At 61.1% G+C, this 22992-nt stretch carries 21 protein-coding genes; 6 read left to right on the forward strand and 15 right to left on the reverse strand.

Translation table 11 applies throughout. From position 1 onward, the window contains the following. Window positions 1–50: 50 nt before the first annotated feature. From tnpB to LHU53_RS11020, 12 genes are all read right to left on the reverse strand, one after another. The gene (gene tnpB, locus LHU53_RS10965; protein ID WP_227332697.1) at window positions 51–395 is read right to left on the reverse strand and encodes an IS66 family insertion sequence element accessory protein TnpB; all 345 of its coding nucleotides are present in this window, start codon (window positions 393–395) and stop codon (window positions 51–53) included. A gap of 8 nt (window positions 396–403) precedes the next feature. After that, window positions 404–817: a transposase gene (locus LHU53_RS10970; protein ID WP_227332698.1), complete on the reverse strand. Its 414-nt coding sequence runs from the start codon at window positions 815–817 to the stop codon at window positions 404–406. A 199-nt stretch (window positions 818–1016) separates the two neighbouring features. Next, a complete protein-coding gene (locus LHU53_RS10975) occupies window positions 1017–3254 on the reverse strand; it encodes an MtrB/PioB family decaheme-associated outer membrane protein (protein ID WP_227332699.1) in 2238 nt (745 codons plus the stop codon). Window positions 3255–3271: 17 nt separating this feature from the next. After that, window positions 3272–4204: a DmsE family decaheme c-type cytochrome gene (locus LHU53_RS10980; RefSeq protein ID WP_227332700.1), complete on the reverse strand. Its 933-nt coding sequence runs from the start codon at window positions 4202–4204 to the stop codon at window positions 3272–3274. Window positions 4205–4445: 241 nt separating this feature from the next. Further along, a complete protein-coding gene (locus LHU53_RS10985; RefSeq protein WP_227332701.1) occupies window positions 4446–4790 on the reverse strand; it encodes a c-type cytochrome in 345 nt (114 codons plus the stop codon). Between the two features lie 72 nt (window positions 4791–4862). Beyond that, complete coding sequence (locus LHU53_RS10990) at window positions 4863–5507, reverse strand: cytochrome b/b6 domain-containing protein (RefSeq protein WP_227332702.1); 645 nt, start codon at window positions 5505–5507, stop codon at window positions 4863–4865. Window positions 5508–5516: 9 nt separating this feature from the next. After that, complete coding sequence (locus tag LHU53_RS10995) at window positions 5517–6881, reverse strand: cytochrome c3 family protein (protein WP_227332703.1); 1365 nt, start codon at window positions 6879–6881, stop codon at window positions 5517–5519. Window positions 6882–6957: 76 nt separating this feature from the next. After that, complete coding sequence (locus LHU53_RS11000; protein ID WP_227332704.1) at window positions 6958–7152, reverse strand: hypothetical protein; 195 nt, start codon at window positions 7150–7152, stop codon at window positions 6958–6960. Between the two features lie 27 nt (window positions 7153–7179). Continuing rightward, the gene (gene mobB, locus LHU53_RS11005) at window positions 7180–7761 is read right to left on the reverse strand and encodes a molybdopterin-guanine dinucleotide biosynthesis protein B (protein WP_227332705.1); all 582 of its coding nucleotides are present in this window, start codon (window positions 7759–7761) and stop codon (window positions 7180–7182) included. 27 nt (window positions 7762–7788) lie between these two features. Then, entirely contained in the window at window positions 7789–8424 is a 636-nt protein-coding gene (locus tag LHU53_RS11010; protein ID WP_227332706.1) for a molecular chaperone, read from the reverse strand. A gap of 64 nt (window positions 8425–8488) precedes the next feature. Continuing rightward, window positions 8489–9286, reverse strand: a complete 798-nt coding sequence (locus tag LHU53_RS11015) for a 4Fe-4S dicluster domain-containing protein (protein ID WP_227332707.1) — start codon at window positions 9284–9286, stop codon at window positions 8489–8491. A 31-nt stretch (window positions 9287–9317) separates the two neighbouring features. Next, a complete protein-coding gene (locus tag LHU53_RS11020) occupies window positions 9318–11870 on the reverse strand; it encodes a molybdopterin-dependent oxidoreductase (protein WP_227332708.1) in 2553 nt (850 codons plus the stop codon). A 351-nt stretch (window positions 11871–12221) separates the two neighbouring features. On the opposite strand from LHU53_RS11020, the gene LHU53_RS11025 reads away from it, so the two are divergent. The 3 genes from LHU53_RS11025 to LHU53_RS11035 are packed head-to-tail and all read left to right on the forward strand — an operon-like array spanning window position 12222 to window position 15834. Next, complete coding sequence (locus tag LHU53_RS11025; RefSeq protein WP_227332709.1) at window positions 12222–13049, forward strand: PhnD/SsuA/transferrin family substrate-binding protein; 828 nt, start codon at window positions 12222–12224, stop codon at window positions 13047–13049. Further along, window positions 13049–14491: a sensor histidine kinase gene (locus LHU53_RS11030; protein WP_227332710.1), complete on the forward strand. Its 1443-nt coding sequence runs from the start codon at window positions 13049–13051 to the stop codon at window positions 14489–14491. The genes LHU53_RS11025 and LHU53_RS11030 overlap by 1 nt, the downstream gene beginning before the upstream one ends. Continuing rightward, window positions 14488–15834: a sigma-54 dependent transcriptional regulator gene (locus LHU53_RS11035; protein WP_227332711.1), complete on the forward strand. Its 1347-nt coding sequence runs from the start codon at window positions 14488–14490 to the stop codon at window positions 15832–15834. Before LHU53_RS11030 ends, LHU53_RS11035 begins: the two co-directional genes overlap by 4 nt. 13 nt (window positions 15835–15847) lie before the next feature. Here LHU53_RS11035 and LHU53_RS11040 read toward each other — a convergent pair whose 3' ends face one another. The 3 genes from LHU53_RS11040 to LHU53_RS11050 form a co-directional block, all read right to left on the reverse strand. After that, window positions 15848–17206 (reverse strand): 3-deoxy-D-manno-octulosonic acid transferase, encoded by a 1359-nt coding sequence (locus LHU53_RS11040; RefSeq protein ID WP_227332712.1) that lies wholly within the window; start codon window positions 17204–17206, stop codon window positions 15848–15850. Next, complete coding sequence (waaC, locus tag LHU53_RS11045; protein ID WP_227332713.1) at window positions 17203–18282, reverse strand: lipopolysaccharide heptosyltransferase I; 1080 nt, start codon at window positions 18280–18282, stop codon at window positions 17203–17205. The genes LHU53_RS11040 and waaC overlap by 4 nt, the downstream gene beginning before the upstream one ends. A gap of 95 nt (window positions 18283–18377) precedes the next feature. Further along, window positions 18378–19760, reverse strand: a complete 1383-nt coding sequence (locus LHU53_RS11050) for a phosphomannomutase/phosphoglucomutase (protein WP_227332714.1) — start codon at window positions 19758–19760, stop codon at window positions 18378–18380. A 145-nt stretch (window positions 19761–19905) separates the two neighbouring features. On the opposite strand from LHU53_RS11050, the gene LHU53_RS11055 reads away from it, so the two are divergent. Genes LHU53_RS11055 through LHU53_RS11065 form a run of 3 tightly spaced genes read left to right on the forward strand, consistent with a single transcriptional unit; the run spans window position 19906 to window position 22918 of the window. After that, window positions 19906–21483, forward strand: a complete 1578-nt coding sequence (locus LHU53_RS11055; RefSeq protein ID WP_227332715.1) for a DNA-3-methyladenine glycosylase 2 family protein — start codon at window positions 19906–19908, stop codon at window positions 21481–21483. 47 nt (window positions 21484–21530) lie between these two features. Further along, window positions 21531–22025 (forward strand): methylated-DNA--[protein]-cysteine S-methyltransferase, encoded by a 495-nt coding sequence (locus tag LHU53_RS11060; protein ID WP_227332716.1) that lies wholly within the window; start codon window positions 21531–21533, stop codon window positions 22023–22025. Beyond that, complete coding sequence (locus LHU53_RS11065) at window positions 22022–22918, forward strand: DMT family transporter (protein WP_227332717.1); 897 nt, start codon at window positions 22022–22024, stop codon at window positions 22916–22918. The genes LHU53_RS11060 and LHU53_RS11065 overlap by 4 nt, the downstream gene beginning before the upstream one ends. Window positions 22919–22992 lie beyond the last annotated feature (74 nt).

A 22992-nucleotide genomic window follows, 5' to 3' on the forward strand; every position in this document is an offset into this window, starting at 1 on the left:
TACCATTGGTGCTTATCTGTATTGACTAAAGTGCTATCTATTTCGATGATTCAAACCATGGTGATGATGCCTGCGTCGCCCATGCGCTGCCAAGGCAGTCCCAGCACCAGGGCATCGAGTTGGGCGCCGCTCAAAGTCACACGGTTGGAGCCATTGAACGCACTGGCCAGAGGCCACACGAAGTGGCCCTGGTGCAGCCGTCTGGCTGCCAGCCAGATGCCAATGCCATCGTGCACCAGAACTTTGATGCGGGTGGCTCGTTTGTTGGCGAACAAATAGGCGGTATGCGGATGGGCCGCGCCAAAGACTGAGATCACGCGGGCCAGGGCGGTGTCGGTACCAGCTCTCATGTCCAAGGGGCTGGTGGCCAGCCAGATGGCATCGATGCGGATCATGTGAGGGATTACTTGAGAATGGCCCGGGTCCATGGCGCCAGGTCATCGACTGCGCTACAGGGCCAGGTGATGATCATTGAGACTGTGCCTTTGCGAAGTTCTACCTTGATGGGGTCTTTGTTCGCGGGTTCAGGCGTTGCAGTGGCAGGCAGTTTGACGGCAATGAATGCGGGCACCGGTGGTGAAGTGAGCAGCGACTGATCCGTGGCGCTGCAGACGAGGCGTTGGTGGCGCCCACTTTGTTGGTGTTCTTTGAGCCAGCGGTGCAGGACGTTGGCGTTCATGCCATGTTGCCCGGCTATGGCTGCAATGGAAGAACCGGGGATTTGGCAGGCCGCTACCAGCTCTGCTTTGAACTCGGCTGTGTAGGTTCGGTGGGTGCGTCGGGCCGGATACTTGGCGGGGTCTGGGTCTTTGAGCATGGTGTGCACGATGGGTTGCGTGCACACGATCTTGCGAGATGCGAGATCTCAATTCAAGATAGGTTGGCTGGGCGCTTACCCCTCACTGCGCAAGTATTGCTGCCGCCAGATAAACGAAACCCCGGTGTCTTGAAAGACAACCGGGGTTTCGTTTTGTAACCTTGAAACTCAGAACTTGTTCACACAGGACACGCCGCGGTCAGAAGTCGTAAGCCAGCGAGACACCTAGGAAATGCACATCGTATTGCGGACTCGTCTGATTGGTTCCAATCACGTTAGCCATTGTCGTGGCCGTGACTTGATCAATTGACCAGTCGGCAGATGAATAACGCTCATAGATGTATTTCATTTTCACGGTCAGGTTCTTCTGAATCTGGTACTGACCGAACAGATCAAGACGCGTCAGTTTTGTTTTCAAGTCAGGCATGGCCCCGGTGGTATTGGTCGCGTTCAATACAGAGGTCGTGCCAGTTGATGCGGCATGGGTGATGTCACCTCCAATCTGATATTTGCTGGACGGCGTGTAACGAGCGCCAATACCAAAGGTCGTCGTTCTATCGTCGATGTCCGCAGTCCAATCAACACCGCCAGTAATCGCCCGGCTACCTCCGTTAAAAGCGTACGTGCGCTGTCCTGTCGTGTATTTATCGAAAGATGCAAACACATGTCCTGTCAACGTGTCAGACACGACATAGTTGGCATCCAGATTTACAGCCCAGCCTTTGGCCTTTTGCAAGCCATACTGCGATTTGTGGAAATCATCGTTCTTGTAGTCAATGGCGGCTTGGAGGTCGATTTTGTCGGTCGGAGTCACATTCAAAAATGCACGAACCTTGTCCCGTTTACGGGGCGCCATAAAGAACTTGTATTGGGCCGGCAAGTTGTCCCAGTAGCCGTTCAGCGGTAGCGAGGCGTCAAACTGGCCTATGGCATAGGCGGGTGTAAAGCTCGCCAAAAATGGAGCTGATGCATCGTAGTCACTACCATTTGCCGCACGGGTCTTGCGATCAGAGTACGCATAGCTCAAACCACCTGAAACCATGTCACTGAAGTGCTGGTTCACTTCCGCTTTGACCGTGTGCTCCTTCTCTTCTGTGATGGCCTCAAACGTTTTCTCTGCCCACTCGTAATCGTAGCCAAACTTGAGCTTGGTATCGGGCGTCAAGTGGTAGTCCAGGTGCGCTTCAATTTGCTGCTTGGTGCTGCTTCCGGGCAGATTGGTACGATCCTTGGCACTGTTCGCTGCAGCCTGATTTTCTGAGTCCCCACCGATGTAGCGGTACCTCGCCTGCGGCGTCTTGTTGTCTCGCTCGTCGTAGCGATAACCAGCAGACGCATGCAATTTGGGTGTCAGTTTTGACGACAGTTTCACATCCACGTGCGACGTATCCACCCGGCCATCGAGCGATGTCCGAGGTAGTGCAACATTGCTCGTCAGGCCAGAGTTAATCGTGTACGGCAAGAAGGCGTCGTTTTGAGTCATCCGGCCAAGCGACACACTGCCAGACAGACGCGTATCCGGCGTAATGGTGTAACCGCCGGCTGCACTGATTTGATGTGCCCGGTTGTCCGGTGGCAGACCAATTTGACCTTGTGCAGTGCTTGCATTCGCCCAAACTGATGCTGCAAACGGATTGCTCCAAGTCAAACTGCTATTGGCATTGTCAAAGTAGGAGCCGAAGTAAGCAAACTGCAGTTGCAACTTCTTGTCCGTGTACCGCAGTTGTGCTTCAAGCTCGTCGGTGGTGTAGTCGATGGGCTCTGGTAGCAGCGCAGCACGCGGGTTGCCTCCGGAATTTCCCATCACCGCACCAATCAGGCGACTGCCGTCTCTCTTCTCACGCTTGACGCGCAACACCGCATCCCAGCCGCGCGCCAACTCTTTGGTGAGGCCAAAACTTAGTGAGTTTCTCTCGGTTTTTATGTCAAACGGACGCATGTTGCTGTCAATTTGACCCGCCATAGCTCCAGTAGTCGCACCACGTACCCAGGGAGTGGGCAAGGTCAGATTGGCAGTACCGGGGTTGAGGAACGGCGTCTGGTAGCTGTCCAGGGACAACTTCGGTATCTCGTCGTATTCCAGACTCAAGCCGTAATTACCCTGTTCGCCGCCCTCCAACTTCAAGTTGCGCGAATCCAGGCCAAGATTGAGCCCGGTAAGCGAGAAGTAATGGGTATTCGCCTCATTGCGATGGTTCAACTCGACATTACTGATCAGGTAGGCGCCTTTGTCGTTCATGCCGGTGTAATCACCAAACTTGAAACTGTTGGCATTTGTGAAACCCACCCCAAGTTCAACCGTATTACCGGGCCGGGTGAGGCTGCGGATTTCATCGGCGTCTTGGGCCCAGGCAGCCGAATGACCGGCAACCCAGATGGCCGCAATCGAAGCCGCCAGGACGGTACGTGACAAGGAAGGACTCAATTTGTTAGTCATTTTCTTCTCCTTCTAAATCAACGTGTTTGGCGTACGCCGGATGGGTGGTTGCTGCCATGCACCTGGGTGTGGCAACTTGCACAGCTTCGGAGCAGAAGTTGCTGAGCGGCAGCAGTACCACCCGCGCTGGGCGGAAGACCTGTACCGCTGTAGGGGTTGCCAGGATGCCGTGTGAAGTCGTGACACTGCTGACACAGGTACGGCTGACGAGTTTTCAACATGGCGATGTTGTTCGAGCCGTGCGAGTTGTGGCAATTGAGACAGTTGTCGCTGGCGACGGGATGCTCAAACAGGAAGGGGCCGCGCTTTTCCGTGTGGCAGGTATAGCAGGTCTCATTGACCGTGTTCTTGATGAGCTGCTTGGGGCCGGTGGAACCGTGCGGGTTGTGGCAACTGGAACACACCACTTTGCCCTCATTCATCGGGTGGTGCGATGCTTTGTTTGATTCAGCGCGCTGCGTTTTGTGGCACGTGTAACAGACCTCTGCCTGTTGCGTTTTGTCTCGAACTTTGTCCTTTGCCCTGTGCACCGAGTGGCACGAGGAACAACTGACATCGTTGGCGGCATGCACACCATTGTCCCAATGGATGTTGCTGCCACCCGCGTGGCAGGTCAGGCAAGTCTCGCTTTGCACTTTCGCGGAGGTTTGAGATTTTTTGCCAAAAATCACATCCGTTGCAGGTGGCTTGCTTGAGCCTTTGTGGTTCACATGCTTTTCACTGTTGCCATGGCAACTGGTACATGTTGGGGTACGGGAGTCGCCGGTCATGCCGTGACGCGTCTTGCCGATAGCCAGAACGGACGGATGCAAATCGAGCATGGTGGGCGTGGAGTCATCTGCCTCGTCATGACAACCGGTGCACTTGGCATCCCCTTTGAGGAACAGGTCGGCCGGCGGTTTGGCCACATCGGCCGCAAAGGCCGTGCCCGCCATCAACGCCAGTCCCAAGGCACCGCAGCGCAGGCCCAACGACAGGATGCGCTTGATCTTTGACAGTTGTCTCATATTTGTACCTTTACGTTAACTTCACACTGCAGACACAGTTCATGATAAATCCGCATGAGCCGTGCGGGCATTGTTTTTGGCTTTGTAGCAACTTTTTTTTGATCTAAGTCAATCGACTCAAACGATGAGCAAAAAAAAGCCCCGGATTTCCGGGGCCATCTGTGTCAAAAAAGACCTATCAGTGTTAGTGCGACAGGTACCACTCCGCGAGGTTTTTCAACTCTTTGGGGTCCTTGGTGTCAATGATCTTGTGATCTTCTTCTGTGCCGTCGGACAGTTTGACCTTCTGGCCTTCGGTCATGTTTTTGATGGCTTTGTCAATGCCGTCCGGCTTACCCTTGTACTTCTCGGCGATCTTCTTCATGGAAGGACCCTTTTTGTCTTTGTCGGGGGCATGGCACTTGAGACAGTCATTCTTCTTCGCCAATGACTTGGCAGCGTCAACATCCACTGCGGCATGCGCCGGTACGGCGGCACTCACGGCCAGCAAGAACGAGGCACTCAAAAGGGATAAAGACATTTTGCGCATGATGGGACTCCTTTAAGGTACGTTGACGAAAGTGGGATGCCAAAGGGGATGATGACTGCTGGCGTTAAAAGTTCAAGGCGTCTTGCTGTCAGGCACTTCCTCGTACCCCGTCACCATCGCCTTGATGTGTGCCGTCCGGGTGTGGCCGAGGGTGATCAGGTACAAGTGCATGATCAAAAACCCGGTGAACACGATGAACAGCAGCACGTGCACGGTATCGACCACCCGCACGCCGCCAAACAGGTCCACCAGGTATGAAAACCGCTTCACATCCCACAGCAGCAGGCCCGAGACAAACAGGATGGGCATCAGCAGCAGCATGATGATCTGGTACATCATGATCTGCAGCGGGTTGAACTTGTGGTGCATCGTGGGGTGATGCGGGTTTTCTTCACCCAGGAAGATGCCGTAGCCATAAAACTTGATCTGCCGCCAAGAGTCTTCAAAGTACTTCTTGGGGTTCATTTCGGGCAGGTAGACGGTGATCTTGTCGGTGAACAGGTAAAAACCCAGCCACAGGAAGAAGTTGCCAATCAGCACAAAACCCACCCAGTTATGGATGTTGATGGCGGTTCTGAACGGCAGCACTTGCACCATCTCCAGGTAGCGGATCTGCAAGCCGGTGGCAATCAGGATCAGGAACCCCAGGGCGTTGACCCAGTGCCAGATGCGCACCGGCAGCGGGTGGATATAGACTTTTTTGTAAGCTGTTGTCATGGCTCGACCTTATTTCTCAGCGGCGGTTTGGGCAGCTTGCCGTTGGGCCTTGAGCTTCTCGCGGCGGCCTTTGAAGAGCTGGTTGGCGGTCAGGTGGGCGATGGGCACACACAACACACCCAGCACCACCAGCACCAGCAGGTAGTCCAGCATTTTGATGCGGGTGCTGCCAATGGCGTAAAAGCCGCGCATGGTGCCCATGGCCGTGAGGGAGTTCAGCACCTCTTTCTCGACACCGTGGCGCATGGCGCGACCATCAGGGCCAGCCATGGTCAACACCACACTCTGGAACGGTGTGGCACCGGCCTGGTGGCAGATCTTGCAATCTTTCAGCGCCTTCTCTTTTTCAGCCAACTGGTGTGCGCTGACGCCTGAGCGCACTTCCAGACGACCATTCAGGATGGCTTTGTTGTCGACGTTTTCCAGATTGAATTCTTTGAGGAAGCTGCGCAGCTCCCGCTCGTTCAGGCTGGTGTTGCCATCGTCTGCGGCCTGGGTGAGGCGCTCAAACTGGGGCACCCCTTTTTTCTCCAGCAGCTGGGCGCCGCCCACCGCATCCACCATGCGCAAATTCACCCGGCGTTGGGCGTCCGGCGCGTGGCATACCGGGCAAGAGATGGACTCGAAGTGGCGCCCCGAATTGGGCAGCCAGTCTTCGTGTTTGGCAGCAGCATCCTTGTGGCAGGTCAGGCAAGAGTCTTTGAGGGCGCTGCCCAACGAGGCCGCCTGGATCGCATGGGACTGGTGGCAGTCAGCACAGATGGGGGCGCTTTTGCCTTTGGCGACCCGCTCCAGGCCGTGCACGTCTTGCGCGTAAGCCTCAAAAATTTTCTTGTGGCAGTTGGCGCAGGGCACATTGGCAATCGGCTCCACCACCTTGATCGAGAGCTGGGTGTGCGAGTTGTGGCAGTCGGAACAGGTAGGCGCCTTGTCGCTGCCGTCGCTGACCAGCATGGCGTGAACGCTGTCCTTGTACTTGGCCACATTTTTCTTGTGGCAGGTGGTGCAGGAGTCCTGGTACGACATCCGATAGGCCCGTTTGCTCTCCATCGGCACCTCGACTTTGCCGTGGTTCTTTTCGTCGATGTCTTCGTGGCAGTCGGTGCAACTGGTTTCGTTGTGCATGGAGGCCAGGAAGTCTTTGGTCGAGATCATCAGCGACACGGTCTCGCCAGCCTCGGTTTTTTTAACCAGATGGTCCTTGCCGTCATGGCAGGTCTGGCAGGCCACGTCCTCCTCGGACAGCTCAATGTCGTCAGCGGCCTGCGCAGGCTGCCACCACAAGAGCATGAACAAACACAAGATGGCCGACATCAGCAGCCCCGGGTGGAGCCGTGGGAACGTGGCACGAGGCAATGGAGGGGCACTTTTCATGGCATAAAACTTGGGTTGGCCGGTCTGGCGCGCAATTCGGTTCAGCGGATACGGCGGTGATGAGCGCGGGCTGTGCTCACTTGTGATCCGCCGTCTTGGGGGAAGCGGGTGTTCCCTGGAATTCGGCCTTGGCCAGCTGGATCAGTTTGCCCGGCAGCAACACAGCGTAGTACAGGCCAATGAAGGGCGATGCCAAAAACAGGGCCATGTTCTTCAGTCGGCCACCCGGTCGCACCGGGTTACCCAATGTGGTTTCAGATGATTTGGTCATGGATATCTTTGTTTTTGCGGTCCAACTTCATTGATCCATATCAATCGATGAGGGTGATTCTATAGAGCTTGCCATGTAAATTGGCGACATCTGGCGCACTTCAGCACGGTTCAGGACAAAGTTGGCGATCCCGCTCAGGTCTGACAAATCCAAAAAGGTCAATCCAGGTGTCACACCGGTTTGAGAAGGTGACCGGGGCGGCTTGTCACTGGCGATGGCCACAATTCCAGGCCAATCGGGCCATAAAGTTGGTTGCCCCAACCCATCCCGCCAGACTTCGAGCTTGGGAAAAACACCCTGTTTGAAGCCTTCAATCAACACCACATCACAGTCCTGCAGTCGGTCCAGCAAATAGTCCAACGGTGGCTCCGGCGCTCCACGCAGCTCATGCATCAGCGCCCATCGGTCATGGCCCAACAGCAGGACCTCTTTGCAACCCCCTTCGCGCAGGCGATAGGAGTCTTTGCCCGGGCGATCAATGTCGATGTTTTTGTGGCTGTGTTTGATCAATGACACCGACAAGCCACGCGAAGTGATCTCAGGCAGGAGCCGCTCCAACAAGGTGGTTTTGCCCATCCCGGAATGCCCCGTGATGCCAAAAATTTTCATGATGCCCCCCTGAAAAAACCTGATGGATCAGTGCGCCGCCAACCTGCCGATCTCGGCCTGGACAAATGCCCGAGTGATGTCTGCCAGTTCACGGTAAAAAGCGGCCTCGGCCGCAGACGTCACGGCGGCCGCGAAGGGTTCCACCCACAGCCCGAGGTGTTCCGTCAAAAACCGGCGCTGCAAGTCGTCGATTTTTTGGGCCACATCGGCCTGGCCGGTCACCTCGGCCTGGTTCCGGTTGTACGCCAACTGGTACAGAAATTCCAGCTCAACCGCCACATGGTCCGGCAATTCGGCAAACTCGGCGTCCAGTTCAAAGCCGCCTTCGCTGTACAGGTCAAGCACCGCCGGTGGCGGGTTGTCCTGCGTCGCTTCAGGTGCCTTCAGCCAGGAAGACCCATAAGGCTGGGCCCGGACTTGCAGCGGCCCCAGGAACAGGCGCGTGTAGTCCACCAGCAGGGTTTGCAGGTCTTCGGCGACAAACGCCTCGCCCAGATGTTTGGCCTGCCCGGCCAAAGCCGGGCTCAGCCTCTGGGCGGCGATCAGCATCGAGTCGAACAGCTTCTCTTCCATGAAGGCCTGTTCCGGCTCGTAGTAACACGCTGAGAGAAAGCGGTACATATCTGCGCGGGCCATGGCTGCGGCTGGGTCATCGTCGGACATCACTCTTCCTTGAAAAATTTGCCGTGAAAGCCAAGCCCCGAAGCGCGGCTTGGCTGTGAGCAGGTCAAGCCCTGGGGCTGTATTTGCCAATGTAATGCACATTGGGCTTGGTACCTTTTTCTTCCAGCAGGCGCCAGGATTTCTCTTTTTTGAGGATCATGGCGATCTCGCTGGCAGGGTCTTCCTGGTCACCAAAGATGCGCGCCTTGGCCGGGCAGGCTTCCACACAGGCCGGTTGCAGGCCGTTGAGCACCCGGTGGTAGCAGAAGGTGCATTTCTCGATCACATCGTCCGAACGCACCGCCTGCTGGTCACCACTGTCCCACAGGTTGGCCATCGGCGGCACGGCGCCGGCGAGTGCCGCCACTTCAGCGCCTGACGAGGTGCACCCGGGGATGGCCGAGGTCTTGTCAGACCAGCGCGGCTGCGGATCTTCACCCGAGGTGTTGAGACTGATCACGCTGTAGCTGCCGCCATCCAGACTGGATGCACCCAGCCGGGGGTGGCTGTACGGGCATTCCTTCTGGCAGTCGCCACACCCGATACACAGCTCGGGGTCGTGCAGGGTGATGCCTTCGGGTGTTTTGTAAAGCGCTTTGAACGGCTTGCCCGGGCCAGCCTTTTTGGGGTTGCCGGGGCAGATCTTGATGCACGGCGCGTCTGAGCAGTGGTTGCACAACACCGGGATCACCGATTGGGTGGTGTTGGGGAACGTGCCCCGGGTCTGCATCAAAAAGTCGGCCCAGTTGAAACTCTGCTCGTCACCCCGGTCGCGGGTGTTGTTTTCAGCTTTGCAGGCAAAGGCGCAAGCGCCACAGCCGTTGCATTTTGCGAGGTCAATGACCATTCCAAGTCTTGCCATGATGATTTACTCCTGTAAGGGTGATGGGCGGTCAGGCTTTGTCGATACGGACACCGGTGAAACCACCGTTGCGGGCCGTGGCCCCGCTGAGCCGGTCGTAGTCATCGACCAACACCTCGTTGTTGTTGCCGCCGAACGGCACGGCTTTGGCAAAGTCTTTGGCAGCCACCCGGCCATAGGCCCAGTGCCCTTGTCCGTAACACTTGGCCACGGTGCCGGGGCGCACACCTTCCCACAGCTTGACCTGGCAGCCAATGCTGCCCGCCACCGAGGTGATCTTCACGTTGTCACCGTCCTTGAGGCCCAGTTTGGCGCCATCGCTCGGGTTCATCTTGACCACGTCACCCCAGGACACGTCACCCGGGTCCACCTTCTTGAACTCCTGGTACCAGGTCACGTTGGCCGAACGCCCCTCGCGGTTCAGGCGCGATTTGTGGTCGATAAACGCAAACGGGTAGTCCGCCACACTGCCGTGGCGTTTGACCGGTTCGTAATGCGGCACAAAGGCCAGCTCACCACGCGCCACATAACCGCTGACGGTCATGATGTCGTCGGTGGTGGTCTCGTACTTCTTGGCGTGCTCCAGCAAGCCCTTCTTGAGCGTTTCGCTGTAGAACTCGAACTTCTTGGTGACCGTGCCAAACTTGCCGCCCCAGCCTTTTTTGAGGGTGTACTTCGGCCCCGTGAAGATCCCTTTGGCCTTGAAATCAGCCCAGCCCTTGACGGGGGCGTCACCTTTGAGCGGCTCCTTGGGCATCCACAGCGTGGCGCTGCTGATCTTGGCGGCAATCTCGCTGAACTCCATGGGGGTGGTGGGCAGCTTGCCGGTTTCGGGGTCTTTGAACTCTTGCGCGTAATAGTCAAACAGGTTGGGGAAACCTTTGGCCTTGAGTTTTTCGGCCAGCAGCCACATCACCTCGGTCTCTTCCTGTTTGACATCCCACAGGCGCTTGACCGCAGCTTGCTGGATGGAGGCATAGCCGTAGCCGTTGCCCATGTTGGAGATCACCGACCAACCCTCGGCCGCATTGAAGGTGGAAGGCAGCACGATGTCAGCGAACTGCGTCATCTCCGATGCGTTGGGCACCATGTGAACGAAGAACGGAATCTGGGCCATGGCTTTGTCCCAGCGCCCGGCGCCCGTGCACGAGAAGTTGAAGTTGGACCACGACGAAATAAACACCTTCACCGCGCCCGGGTCTTTCAGCAGCCCGTTGGCCACGTTGTTGGTGACCACACCGCTGCCGGGCTTGCCACCCATCATGGCGGGCATGTCTTTGGCGCCCCGACCATCGAGCTTTTTGCCCTTGCTAGCCAACTTGGCGACCTCGTCCACATACTTCTCGGTGGAGGCAAATTTGCCCAGCGGTACGCTGCTGCTTTGCCACACGCCGCCTTCCACGTCAATCGAACCCAGCAAGCCGTTGAGCGCGTGCACGGCCATCGCGGCGTAGGTGCCGCGCGGCGTCATGGCCACACCCGGCCCCATGAAAACGGTGGTTTTGGAACCCGCCTTACCCATGGCGCGCGCCACCCGCAGGATTTGTGCGGGAGGAATCAGGGTTTCTTTCTCCGCCCAGGCCGGGGTCTTGTCCTTGAGTTCCAGGTTCCACCATTTGACGACACCGTTGGTTTCTTTCTCGGTGAAAGCGGCTTCGTCCACCAGCTGGCCGGCCACAAACAGGTTTTTGCCGTCTTTGAAGTCACCCACAAACTCCCTGCTCCATGTGCCTTCGGTCAGGATCACGTGCGCGATGGCGCTGGCCAGCGCACCGTCGGTGCCGGGGTTGATCGGCAGCCACTCATGCGCCTTGGCGGCAATGGTGGACATGCGCGGGTCAATGGCAATCACCTTGCCACGTTGGACGATGCCGGGAAAGTGATGCATGGCGTTGGGCACCATGCGGTTGGAACTCAGCGGGTCACAACCCCAGGCCACCAGGCAGTTGGTGTTACCCAGGTCGTAGTCGCGGTAGCCAAAAAAGCCCTGGGTCAAGCCCGGGCCCATCTTTTCGGCTTCGGCGCAGATGGCGCTGTGCGAGAAATAGTTGGCCGTGCCCCAGATTTTGGGCAAGGTGCCGTACAGCAGTTCGGTGGAGGTGGAGGAATAACGACCGCGCATGTACATCAGCTTGCCCGGCTCACCGGCCTGACGCAGCGCCATCATCTTGTCGGCCACCGTGTTCAGGGCTTCGTCCCAGGAAATCGGGACAAACTTCGGGTCAATGCCCCTGCCTTTGAGCGGGTTGGTGCGCTTCATCGGTGTCTTGATGCGGTCCGGGTCGTACATCTGCTGCGGGATCATGTGCCCACGTGGACAGCAGTAACCATGGTTGGTCTTGGACAGCGGGTTGCCGCGCACCCGGGTGGCGCGCCCGTTTTGCACAAAAATCTGCACCGCACACCACTGCGTGCAGCCCTGGCAGGTGCTGGCCACCCATTGGCCAGCCGCCGGGCTGCAGGGTTTGGCTTTGCGCGGGATCAGTGAACTATGGACCGGCCCGGACAGACCCGCGCACCCCGTCATCACCGCCCCGGCAGACAGCCCCGTTGCCATGATGAATACCCGTCTCGTCAGCTTCATAACATGCTCCTGAATTGATGTTCGACAGCCTGGGAGCGCAAGCTCCATGCCACGCGTGGCGCGGGCAGGACGCAGGTTCGGCGTTACCCATCGGTAACCCGTGCGCTGGCGGCGGCAAGGTTTGGACGGCTTTCGCGGGCTTGTCAACGGGTGGCCCAAGCTGCGCACCCCGATAAAATTCCCCGACCCGACAGGCGCCTGGCGCCGCATCCACCTGAGTGACCACGTGCCACCGACCCGCAAGTTACCAATCGGTAACGTCACCACCCGATGTTTTTGTCGCAAGTCACCCTTCGGTAACCCAAAAAGGAGACAGGAAACAGGATGTTCAACCGTATCAGAGCCACCTTGATGGCAATCTGCCTGGCCGCCACCGGCCTGGCGGCCTGGAGCGCGCAAGAGCCACGCCCCTTGCGTTTTGCCATGACCCCGGCCTTCCTGCACGACCAGCATGCCCTGCTGGCGCAGTGGCGGGGTTATCTGGAGGTGCGCCTGAATCGCTCGGTGGAATTTGTCCAGCGTGACCGCTACCGCGACACGATGGACTTGCTGCAACGGCACAAGGTGGACTTTGCCTGGATTTGTGACTACCCCTACGTCATGCTCAAGCAGGACGTGCGCTTGCTGGCCACGGCCCTCAACGGGGGTCGTCCCACCTACCGCTCCTACCTGATCGTGCCGGCCCAGGACACCCAAACCGGGCACTTTGCCGACCTTAAGCAAGGCATCTTTGCTTACGCTGACCCGTATTCCAACACCGGTTACCTGGTGCCACGGTTTGAGATTGAAGGCCGTGGCGCTGACCCGGGCACGTTTTTCAGACGGACTTTTTTCACCTGGTCGCACCGCAAAGCGATTGACGCCGTGGCCGCTGGTCTGGCCCAGGGCGCCGCGGTGGACAGCTTTGTCTGGGACTCGCTGGCCAAGGTGCGCCCGGACATCACGGCCAAGACGCGGATCGCCTGGCAATCTGAAGAATACGGCTTTCCGCCCATCGTGGCGCAGGGCAAAGTGTCTGACGCGGACTTCAAAAACATGCAGACGGTGTTGCTCAACATGACCCACGACCCCGAGGGGCGCGTGCTGCTTGCGCGGCTCAACCTGAACGGCTTTGTCAAAGGCAATCCCCAACTCTATGACCGCGTGGCGGAGATGATGGCGCTGACTGGCAAACGTTGATGCGGCTGTTTGACCTGAGCCTGCGCTTCAAGATGCCGCTGTGGGGCGGCGGCCTGATTCTGGCCACCGCGCTGGCGCTGTCGGCCTCGTTCGCGGTGCAGACCTGGGACCACCTGCACGAAGAAATCCAGAAAAACGCCCAGGATCTGGGGCGCACCGTGGCCCATGCGCTGTTCCCGGTGATGTTGCAGGACGAGGTCTGGCAGGCCTTCGAGATCGTGTCCTTGCCCTTTGCCACCCCGCTCAACGCGGCGCTGGCCGAGAGCCTGATGGTGCTGGACAGCGCCAACCGCGTCTACGTTTCCTCCACACCGCAGGAGCACCCGATGCTGAGCCCGCTGGCGTCCTTGGGCAGCGAGTTGAAGACGCTGGCCAGCCGTTTGCCCAGTGAACCCGACGCCCAAGCGTTGGTGCTGGAGGCCCAGGAGGCCGACCATATTTATGTGGCGGTGCCGATCAGCAACGATGGCGTGCGCCTGGGCACCCTGATCGTGACTTACAACAAATCCCTGATCTCGCAGCGCTACCTGCATCTGCTGGAAAACGCGCTGTGGACCACGCTGGCGGTGCTGGCCTTGCTGCTGCCAATCACCGCCTACTGGGGGCGGCGCATGATGCAGCCGATGCAACTCATCACCGAGCGCATCAGCGGCATCGGCCGCAGCGAGCCGCAGCCGCTGGACGCCTCGGTCTACCCGTATCAGGACGAGGTCGGCCAACTGTTTGGCGCCTATGAAGACATGCGCTCCAGATTGCTGGAAAAAACCGCGCTGGAAAAACAGATGTTGCAGACCGACCGACTGGCAGCCTTGGGGCGGCTCACCGCCGGCATGGCCCACGAGATCAACAACCCGCTGGGTGGCATGCTCAACGCCATCAGCACGCTCAAAAAACACGGCAACCCCGACCCCGTGACGCAAAAAACCATCTCCTTACTCGAACGTGGCCTGACCCAGATTCGCGAAACCGTGGCGGCCTTGCTGGTCGAGGCCACCGTGCGCAGCCGCCCGCTGGACGCGTCCGACTTTGACGATGTCCGGGTGCTGGTGGCGCACGCCGCAAAAAAACAGGCGACGCAACTGGCTTGGCATGTCGACTTGACCGCACCCTTGGGCTTGCCCTCCACCCTGGTGCGCCAGGTGCTGATGAATCTGTTGCTCAATGCCATCACGGCAGCAGGCGCGGGCGGCCAGGTGACGCTGCAGGCCCAAACGTTGGGGCGGCAACTGGTGCTGTCAGTCCACAACAATGGTCAGTCGCTCCAACCTGAGCAACTGGGGCGGCTGTTCGAGCCGTTTTCCCCGTTCTCTGAAAACGGTCACGGTCTGGGCCTGTGGATCTGTTACCAGATCGTCAACCAGCTGCACGGTACCATTCAAGCTGAGTCCGCCACCGGGCGGACCTGTTTCACCGTGACTTTTCCCCTGGACCTCCCGACATGACGCCAGCGCTGCGCAAACTTTGCCTGATTGAAGACGATGAGATCATGGGGGAATCACTGGCCGACCGCTTTGCCCTCGAAGGCCTGCCCTGCGACTGGTACCGCCACGGCGCCCAAGCCCAGCTGGCGCTGCAGCATCAGGACTACGCCCTGGTCATCAGCGACATCCGCCTGCCCGACACCACCGGCGATGTCTTGTTCGAGCAATTGCAGACACAACGCACCGGGCTGCCACCCTTCATCTTCATCACCGGCCATGGTGACATCGACACGGCGGTTCGGCTGCTCAAAAAAGGCGCGCACGACTACATCACCAAACCGTTTGACCTGGACGCCCTGGTCGACAAGGTGCGGGCCATCGTGCCGCCCGGTGCGGCGCAGGCGGTGCACCCGTTGGGACAATCCCCGGCCATGCGGCAGATCGAGGTGATGCTGCAGCGCCTGGCCACCAGCGCGGCTTCGGTGCTGATCACCGGTGAATCGGGTGTTGGCAAGGAGCTCGTGGCCCAGACCTTGCACCAGCTGAGCGCCAAAAGCAGCCCGTTCATCGCCGTCAACTGCGGCGCCTTGACCGAGACCCTGCTGGAAGCGGAGCTGTTTGGTTACGAAAAAGGCGCATTCACCGGCGCTGCGCGGACCAAAAAAGGGGTGTTTGAGCAGGCCGACGGCGGCACCCTGTTCCTGGACGAAATTGGCGACATGCCGCTGGCCATGCAGGTCAGGCTGCTGCGCGCGCTGCAAGAGCGCCAGATTGTGCGGGTAGGCGGCGAGGAGCAGATCAACGTCAACATCCGGCTGGTCTGTGCCACGCATCAGGCCCTGCAGGAACGGGTGGCCGCGGGCGCCTTCCGGGAGGACTTGTACTACCGCATCAACGTGGTGGAGTTGCGCATTCCGCCGCTGCGCGAGCGGCCCGAAGACATCCTGCCGCTGGCCCGGCAACTGCTGGACGACATCGCCAGCGCGCAGGGCAAACCACCGCCGAGCCTGACGCCCTCGGCCGAACACACCCTGCAAACCTATGCCTGGCCCGGCAACATCCGCGAGTTGAAAAACGCCCTGGAACGGGCCACCCTGATGAGTGATGGCCGCACCATTTCGCACGACCTGCTGTTTGACCGGCCCGCGCCAGCGCTGGCCGGCCCGCAAGACACGGGCGGCAGTCTGCGCGACTACCTGCTGGCCTGTGAACGCGACGTCATCGTGCGCGCGCTGGACAGCCACAAATGGCAAATTCAAGCCTGCGCAGACGCTCTGGGCATCAGCCGTAAAAACCTGTGGGAAAAAATGCGCAAGCTCGACATTGACAAAGGCGCCGACACCGACAAGCTGGCCGGCGCGTGATCCCGGGGGCGGGCTAACCGGTTTTGACCAAGCCCGCCACCGAGGCGTTCATCACGTGCACGATGGCGCGTGCCAAACCGTGCGCGGCACCGCGGTGCGCCTGGGCAAAGCTGTCACAGCCCTGGCGGGCGCTGGCCAGCCGGTGGGCATCGGCCACCAGATCACCTGCCACCTTGACCGCTTCGGACAGATCCGCCACGCGCAGCGCCGCACCTGCGGCCAGCGCCTGCTCGGCCGCGTCGGCGAAGTTGAAAGTGTGCGGACCCATCAGCACCGGGCAGCCGCAGGCCGCCGCCTCGATCAGGTTTTGCCCGCCCAGCGGCTCAAAACTGCCACCCAGCAAAGCCACATCGGCCAGGCCGTAATACAGCGCCATCTCGCCCAGCGAGTCGCCCAGCCAGACCGTGGGCGGCTGGCCCGGCGCCGCCGCGGGCAATTCCGGCCCCTGTACGCCCCAATGGCTGCGGCGCGACACGGCAAAACCCTGCGTGGTGATCAGCTCGGCCACCGCGTCAAAGCGCTGCGGGTGCCGAGGCACGATCAGCCAATGAACCTGATCCACGACCGAATCCGTCACGGCTGGTCCCGGTTGCGCAGGGAATGGGGCGCGCAGCGCCTGGAGGATCTGCAGCAAGGCCAGCTCCTCCCCCTCGCGTGAACTGGCGACCATCACCACCGGTTTGCCAAGGCGTGTGCGGGATTGGCGCCCCAGGGCGATCTGCCGGGCGTCGGGCGTGGCGTCAAACTTGAGGTTGCCAAACACCGCACGTACCGGGGCGTCAAGCTGGTTGAAGCGCTGGGCATCCTGCGGGGTTTGCGGCCAAACGGCGTTGAGCTCGGTGAAGGCCGGGCGCGCCAGCCAGGATAATTTTTGCGCCTGACGCAAGGATTTTTCGCTCAGGCGGGCGCTGGCCAGCACCAGCGGCATCTGCCGCACATGGCAGGTGTGCACCAGATTCGGCCAGATTTCGGTCTCCATCAGCACGCCGATCTGTGGCTTGAAGTGGCTCAAAAACCGCTGCGCAGCCCCCACCGTGTCCCAGGGTTGCCAGGCTTGCAGGTCACCCGGTTGCAGCAGCTTGGCGCCCTCAGCGCGCCCGGTGGCGGTGCCGTGGGTGAGCAGCAGGCGCATGTCGGGCAGCAGTTTGCGCAGCGCCGCCACCAGCACCGCGGCCGCGCGCGTTTCGCCCAGCGACACGGCGTGCACCCACACCGTGGGGCCGTCGTGCGGCGGCACCGGGGCGCTGTAGCGGCCAAACCGCTCGTCAATGGCTTGCAGGTAGCCGGGCTCCTTGGCCCCACGGCGCTTGAGTTTGCGTTTGAGCAGCGGCTGCGCCAGCCACATCGCCAATGAATAAAGCTGTCGAATCACAGAGAGGCCAGGCCCGAGGCCCGGTAAGTGGGGGTTGCAACACGGGCCTGCGCAGCGGCGGACACCGCCTGCCAGGCCTGCCAAATACGGTCCACCGACGGGGTGGGCTGGGCAAAGACACTGACCTGGCGCGGCGGTGGGCCGCCTGCGGTGGTCTGTTGTTCGGCCAGCGGGCCGGTGCGCCAGGCGGTGTCAAAGTTGTAGATCTGCACATGCGCCAGGTCCAGCGCCACGGCGATGTGGCTCAGGCCACTGTCGACACCGATCAGACCGTCGCAGTTGGCCAGCGAATCGGTGAGTGCATCGAGCGCCAGCCGCGGCCAGACCTGGGCGTGGGTCAGGCCCTCCGCCATCTGGTGGCACACGGCTTCTTCGGCCGCGCTGCCGTGCGGCAAAGCCACCATGTAACCGGCGGCGTTCAGGCGCGCACCCAGCTCGCGCCAGTGGGCCAGCGGCCACGTTTTGTCGGCGCGTGAGGTGCCGTGCACCAGCGCCACCAGGCCCTGCAAGCCGGTTCTGAGCGCGACCTGTTTGGTCGCAGGCAAGCCTTTGTCCTTTTGCGCCAACAGCCCGAAAGACAGGTAAAAAGGCAGCGTGTAGCCCAGGGCCTGCGCACACAGCTGGCGCGAGCGGGTCACCGCGTGGCTGCGTGCGGGCAAGGTCAGGGCCACATCGGCCACCCAGCGCGCGGGTGCCTCAAAGCTGGAGCCTTCGGTCTGGTTGGCCATGCCGTAGCGTTTGCCGCTTGGGGTCAGGCGCGCCAGCCGCGACACCAGGGCGGATTTGCTCAGGCCTTGCAGGTCAATCACCGCGTCGTAGTCATCCTGCTGCAAATCGGCCTTGAACAGCTTCCAGGCCTGGCGCGTCTCGGGGCTGAACATGGCCTTGCGCCAGCGCCGCAGCTCACACGGAATCACCCGGTGCACGCCTTTGCAGCGCAGCACCAGCGGGGCAAAACCACGCTCCACCACCCAGTCGATGCGTGCATCAGGGTAGGCCAGGCGGATGTCCTGCACCGCGGCCATGGCGTGCACGACGTCACCTAAAGAGGAGAGTTTGACGATCAGTATCTTCAAAAGCAGCCCTCACCCCTGCCCTCTCCCAGCGGGAGAGGGGGCAAAACCGACAACAACATCCCGTTCAATCGCACCTGCTTGGGCTCCGACCAAGCTCAATGCGCCGCTTCGTCAAAGCTGGCGTCGGGCTTGAGCGTGTGCAGCAGCGCGAGCATGTCGGCCTGAATACGCGCCAGCGCCTCGGGCGTGTGGCCCTCAAACCGCAGCACCAGCACCGGTGTGGTGTTGCTGGCGCGGATCAGGCCAAAACCGTCCGGCCAATCGACCCGCAAGCCGTCGATGGTGTTCACGGTGGCCGGTGCCGGGAAGTTGACCTTGGCCACCAACTGGTCCACCAGCCCGTGGGGTTCCCCCTCGGCACATTTGACATTGAGTTCGGGCGTGGAGAAGCTGGTGGGCAGCGCGTTGAGCACCGCGTTGGCATCTGCAGACTGGCTCAAGATTTCCAACAGGCGGCAACCGGCGTAGGTGCCGTCGTCAAAGCCGTACCAGCGCTCCTTGAAGAAGATGTGGCCACTCATCTCGCCACCCAGCGGTGAGCCAATTTCTTTCATCTTGGCCTTGATCAACGAGTGGCCGGTCTTGAACATCATCGGCACCCCACCTGCCTCGGTGATGGTGGGTGCCAGGCGTTGGGAACACTTCACATCAAAAATGATGGTGCCACCGGGGGCACGTTTCAACACGTCGCGCGCAAACAACATCATCTGGCGATCCGGGTAAATCGTGTTGCCTTCTTTGGTGACGATACCCAGGCGATCGCCGTCGCCATCAAAAGCCAGGCCAATTTCGGCGTCACCGGCTTGGAGCGCGGCCACCACGTCACGCAGGTTCTCCGGTTTGCTCGGGTCGGGATGGTGGTTGGGGAAGTTGCCGTCCACTTCGCTGTGCAACTCAGTCACCTCACAACCAATCGCACGCAGAATGCCGGGGGCCGAGGCACCGGCAATGCCGTTGCCCGAGTCCACCACAATCTTCATCGGGCGAGACAGTGTGATGCCACCCACAATGCGCGCGGTGTAATCAGCCAGCACATCGACACAACGCACCGAGCCGCCGTCCTGCAGCACCCAGGTCTCGTCGGTCATGATCTGGCGCAGGGTCTGGATCTCGTCGCCGTAGATGGCGCGGCCATCCATCACCATCTTGAAACCGTTGTAGTCCTTGGGGTTGTGGCTGCCGGTGACCTGGATGCCGCTGGCACACAGGGTGCTGGCGGCAAAGTACAACATCGGTGTGGTGGCTTTGCCAATGTCGATCACCTCGACACCCACCGACACCAGCCCTTGGATCAACGCGGCGCTCAGCGCCGGACCACTTAGGCGCCCGTCGCGCCCGACCGCGACCACTTTTTGCCCTTCACGCAAAGCCACGGTGCCAAAGGCCCGGCCCAGGGCTTCGGCCATGGCCTCATTCACGGTGCTGGGCACCACACCACGGATGTCGTAGGCTTTGAAAATCGAGGCAGGCAGTTGCATGAGAAATCCCTTGTGGATGGTCGAACCGGTGAACGGGCTGGCATTTTTGGCCTGAATTGTAGGGTCGGCACCGGGCGCGGGCACATGTCCGGAAACGGCTACTTTGACCCCCCAAAACAACGCGGGCAACCGTATCATCCGCCGCATGACCGCCACCCCCAACCTGCCGTTTGACGATGCCTGCTACCTGGCCTTGAAAGCGCGGGACGCCCGTTTTGATGGCCGCTTTTTCACCGGCGTGACCTCCACCGGCATTTATTGCCGCCCGGTGTGCCGGGTGCGTACCCCCAAGCGGGAGAACTGCCGCTTTTTCCCGCACGCGGCGCTGGCCGAGTTGGCGGGCTTTCGGCCCTGCCTGCGTTGCCGACCCGAGCTGGCGCCCGGTGGCGGGGTGCCCCACCCGCCCGCCTGGTCGATGCAGGACGCCTCCAGCATCCTGGCCGGCCAGGCGGCTGCCCTGCTGGACGCGCCGCCCAGCGGATCGGTGGCGGCACAAGGCATCGGACCCGTGGCGCAACGTCTGGGCATCAGCGATCGGCATTTGCGGCGCATTTTTGAGGCCCGGTTTGGTGTGTCGCCGCTGCGTTACCTGCAAACCCGCCGCCTGCTGTGCGCCAAACAGTTGCTGACCGACACCCGGCTGCCTGCGGCGCAAGTGGCGCGCATGAGTGGTTTTGCCAGCGTGCGCCGGTTCAATGCGGTCTTTTTAGCCCAGTATGGTCTGAACCCGACGCAACTGCGCCGCGACCGGCGCTCGGCCAGCGCACCCACACCCTCCACCAGCCCGCAGCTGCCACTGACGGTGGTTCTGAGTTACCGCCCGCCTTATGACGTGGCCGCTTTGCTGCAATTTTTTCAAAGGCGCCAGCTCACCGGCACGGAGCTGGCCACGCTGTCCCCCACCCAGGCCAGTCTGGCCAGCACGCTGTCGGTGGCACTGGACGGGCAGCGCATCAGCGGCTGGCTCACGGCCTGTTTTGATGCGCCGCGCTGCCGGGTCAGGCTCACGGTGAGTGAGTCGCTGCTGCCAGCGTTGCCGCAGGTGATGGTGCGCGTGCGCCACCTGCTGGACCTGGACGCCGACCCGCTGGCCATCAACGCGGTGTTGCACAACGATTTCCCCGAATCGGATGGTCTGCGCCTGCCCGGCACGCTGGACGGCTTTGAGCTGGCGGTGCGCGCCGTGCTGGGCCAGCAAATCACCGTGGCTGCGGCGCGCACGGTGTGCAACCGGCTGGTGGCGCGTTTTGGTGAACCCATCACCACCCCCATGACCGGGCTGAACCGGCTGTTCCCCAGTGCGCAGACGCTGGCAAACGCCACGGGCGATGATCTGGGGCAGCTGGGCATCGTCAAACAACGCCAAGGCGCCATCATCGCTTTGGCGCGGGCGGTGGCTGACGGCCAGTTGACCCTGCACACGGGCGCGCCACTGGCGCCAACCTTGCGCGATGTGCTGGCCCTGCCCGGTGTGGGTGACTGGACCGCGCAGTACATCGCCATGCGCGCGCTGGGTTGGCCCGACGCCTTTCCGGCTGGCGATGTGGCGCTGCACAAAGCACTGGCGGTGCAGGGCGCCCCCTCACCGGCCAAAGCAGCCTTGGCCGCCGCCAGCGCGTGGCAACCCTGGCGCAGCTACGCCGTGATGCGTGCCTGGGCGCGTCTGCCTGACACAGCACCGACGGGCCAGGCCACACACCAGACGTCCGATGGACACGGATGAACCCAACCATTGGCCCTGACAAACAACGACCGGAAGGCGACCACACCATGAAAATTCCCGCAAACACCGTTCAGGCCAGCATCGCCAGCCCGCTGGGCCGCCTGCTTCTGGCTGCCAGCGCCGACCGGCTGGTGGGCGTTTGGTTTGACAACCAGGCGCATCTGCCTGACCTCACCCCTTGCGCCAGCGCGCCAGATCACCCGGTGCTGACCCAGGCCGCAGCGGAACTGGCCCAGTACTTCGCCGGACAGCGCCAGACGTTTGACGTCCCACTCGACACCACGACCGGCACGTCGTTCCAGCAGGCGGTCTGGCAGGCACTGCAAGGCATCCCGGTGGGGACGACCTGCAGCTACGGCGAGCTGGCCCGGCGCATCGGCCAACCTGCCGCCGTGCGCGCGGTGGGCGCTGCCGTGGGCCGCAACCCGCTGGGTATCATCGTGCCCTGCCACCGCGTGGTGGGCTCAAACGGCAGCCTCACGGGCTACGCTGGTGGCCTGCCCCGCAAAACCGCCCTGCTGCAACTTGAAGGCGCTCTTTGACCTCGCTCCCGAAAAAACCCTGGCTCCTTGAATTTCTCCTGCTGGCCGCGCTGTGGGGCGCGTCGTTTCTGTTCATGCGTTTGGGCGCCGCCGAATTCGGGCCTTTGCCCACGGCAGGCATTCGCGTTGGCATTGCCGCGCTGTTTCTGCTGCCGCTGTTGCTGGCGCGCCGGCAGGGGTCCACGCTGATGGTGCACTGGCGAAAAATTCTCTTTCTGGGACTGCTCAACTCGGGCCTGCCGTTTGCCTGCTACGCCTACGCGCTGCTGGCCATCAGCACCGGGCTGTCGTCGCTGCTGAATGCCACCGTGCCGCTGTTTGGCGCGCTGGTGGCCTGGGTATGGCTCAAAGACCGGCCGCACGGGCTCAAGATCATCGGTTTGCTGATCGGCTTTGTGGGTGTGGCCATGCTGGCTTGGGGCAAAGCGAGTTTCAAGCCGGATGCCTCGGGCCTGTCCAGCGGCTGGGCGGTGGTGGCTTGCCTGGTGGCGTGCCTGTGCTACGGCATCTCGGCCAGCTACACCAAGCGTTATCTGGGCGGCGTGCCCTCGCTGGTGGTGGCCACCGGCAGCCAGATCGGTGCCACCCTCGGGCTGGCGCTGCCCACGGTGTGGCTGTGGCCGGCAGTGATGCCCGGTGCCACAGCCTGGCTGGCGCTGCTGGCCGTGGGTGTGTTGTGCACCGGTGTGGCCTACGTGTTGTATTTCCGGCTGATTGAAAAGATGGGGGCAGCGGCCTCGCTCACCGTCACCTTCCTGATCCCGGTGTTTGCGGTGTTCTATGGTGTGTTGCTGCTGGGTGAATCGGTCACGAGCTGGATGCTGATTTGCGGCGCCGTCATCCTGTGCGGCACGGCGCTGTCGCTGGACCTGCTCAAACTGCGCAAAAGCTAGGCAGGGTGCCACCCGGGGCCGGGTCGCCCGGCGCCTATGTGCGCAGGCGAACAGACCCCCCGTGGCCTCCCCGG

This window comes from Rhodoferax sp. U2-2l, from assembly GCF_020594515.1.
Taxonomy (GTDB): Bacteria; Pseudomonadota; Gammaproteobacteria; order Burkholderiales; family Burkholderiaceae_C; genus Rhodoferax.

What these genes read in the sequence shown, in the direction of transcription:
- LHU53_RS10995 (WP_227332703.1), bottom strand. Translation starts at nt 6,881, where the DNA reads ATGAAAAGTGCCCCTCCATTGCCTCGTGCCACGTTCCCACGGCTCCAC.
- LHU53_RS11000 (WP_227332704.1), bottom strand. Translation starts at nt 7,152, where the DNA reads ATGACCAAATCATCTGAAACCACATTGGGTAACCCGGTGCGACCGGGT.
- LHU53_RS11050 (WP_227332714.1), bottom strand. Translation starts at nt 19,760, where the DNA reads ATGCAACTGCCTGCCTCGATTTTCAAAGCCTACGACATCCGTGGTGTG.
- LHU53_RS11035 (WP_227332711.1), top strand. Translation starts at nt 14,488, where the DNA reads ATGACGCCAGCGCTGCGCAAACTTTGCCTGATTGAAGACGATGAGATC.
- LHU53_RS11030 (WP_227332710.1), top strand. Translation starts at nt 13,049, where the DNA reads ATGCGGCTGTTTGACCTGAGCCTGCGCTTCAAGATGCCGCTGTGGGGC.
- tnpB (WP_227332697.1), bottom strand. Translation starts at nt 395, where the DNA reads ATGATCCGCATCGATGCCATCTGGCTGGCCACCAGCCCCTTGGACATG.
- LHU53_RS10990 (WP_227332702.1), bottom strand. Translation starts at nt 5,507, where the DNA reads ATGACAACAGCTTACAAAAAAGTCTATATCCACCCGCTGCCGGTGCGC.
- LHU53_RS11055 (WP_227332715.1), top strand. Translation starts at nt 19,906, where the DNA reads ATGACCGCCACCCCCAACCTGCCGTTTGACGATGCCTGCTACCTGGCC.
- LHU53_RS10985 (WP_227332701.1), bottom strand. Translation starts at nt 4,790, where the DNA reads ATGCGCAAAATGTCTTTATCCCTTTTGAGTGCCTCGTTCTTGCTGGCC.
- LHU53_RS11015 (WP_227332707.1), bottom strand. Translation starts at nt 9,286, where the DNA reads ATGGCAAGACTTGGAATGGTCATTGACCTCGCAAAATGCAACGGCTGT.
- LHU53_RS11060 (WP_227332716.1), top strand. Translation starts at nt 21,531, where the DNA reads ATGAAAATTCCCGCAAACACCGTTCAGGCCAGCATCGCCAGCCCGCTG.
- LHU53_RS11025 (WP_227332709.1), top strand. Translation starts at nt 12,222, where the DNA reads ATGGCAATCTGCCTGGCCGCCACCGGCCTGGCGGCCTGGAGCGCGCAA.
- LHU53_RS11010 (WP_227332706.1), bottom strand. Translation starts at nt 8,424, where the DNA reads ATGTCCGACGATGACCCAGCCGCAGCCATGGCCCGCGCAGATATGTAC.
- LHU53_RS10975 (WP_227332699.1), bottom strand. Translation starts at nt 3,254, where the DNA reads ATGACTAACAAATTGAGTCCTTCCTTGTCACGTACCGTCCTGGCGGCT.
- mobB (WP_227332705.1), bottom strand. Translation starts at nt 7,761, where the DNA reads ATGAAAATTTTTGGCATCACGGGGCATTCCGGGATGGGCAAAACCACC.
- LHU53_RS11020 (WP_227332708.1), bottom strand. Translation starts at nt 11,870, where the DNA reads ATGAAGCTGACGAGACGGGTATTCATCATGGCAACGGGGCTGTCTGCC.
- LHU53_RS10970 (WP_227332698.1), bottom strand. Translation starts at nt 817, where the DNA reads ATGCTCAAAGACCCAGACCCCGCCAAGTATCCGGCCCGACGCACCCAC.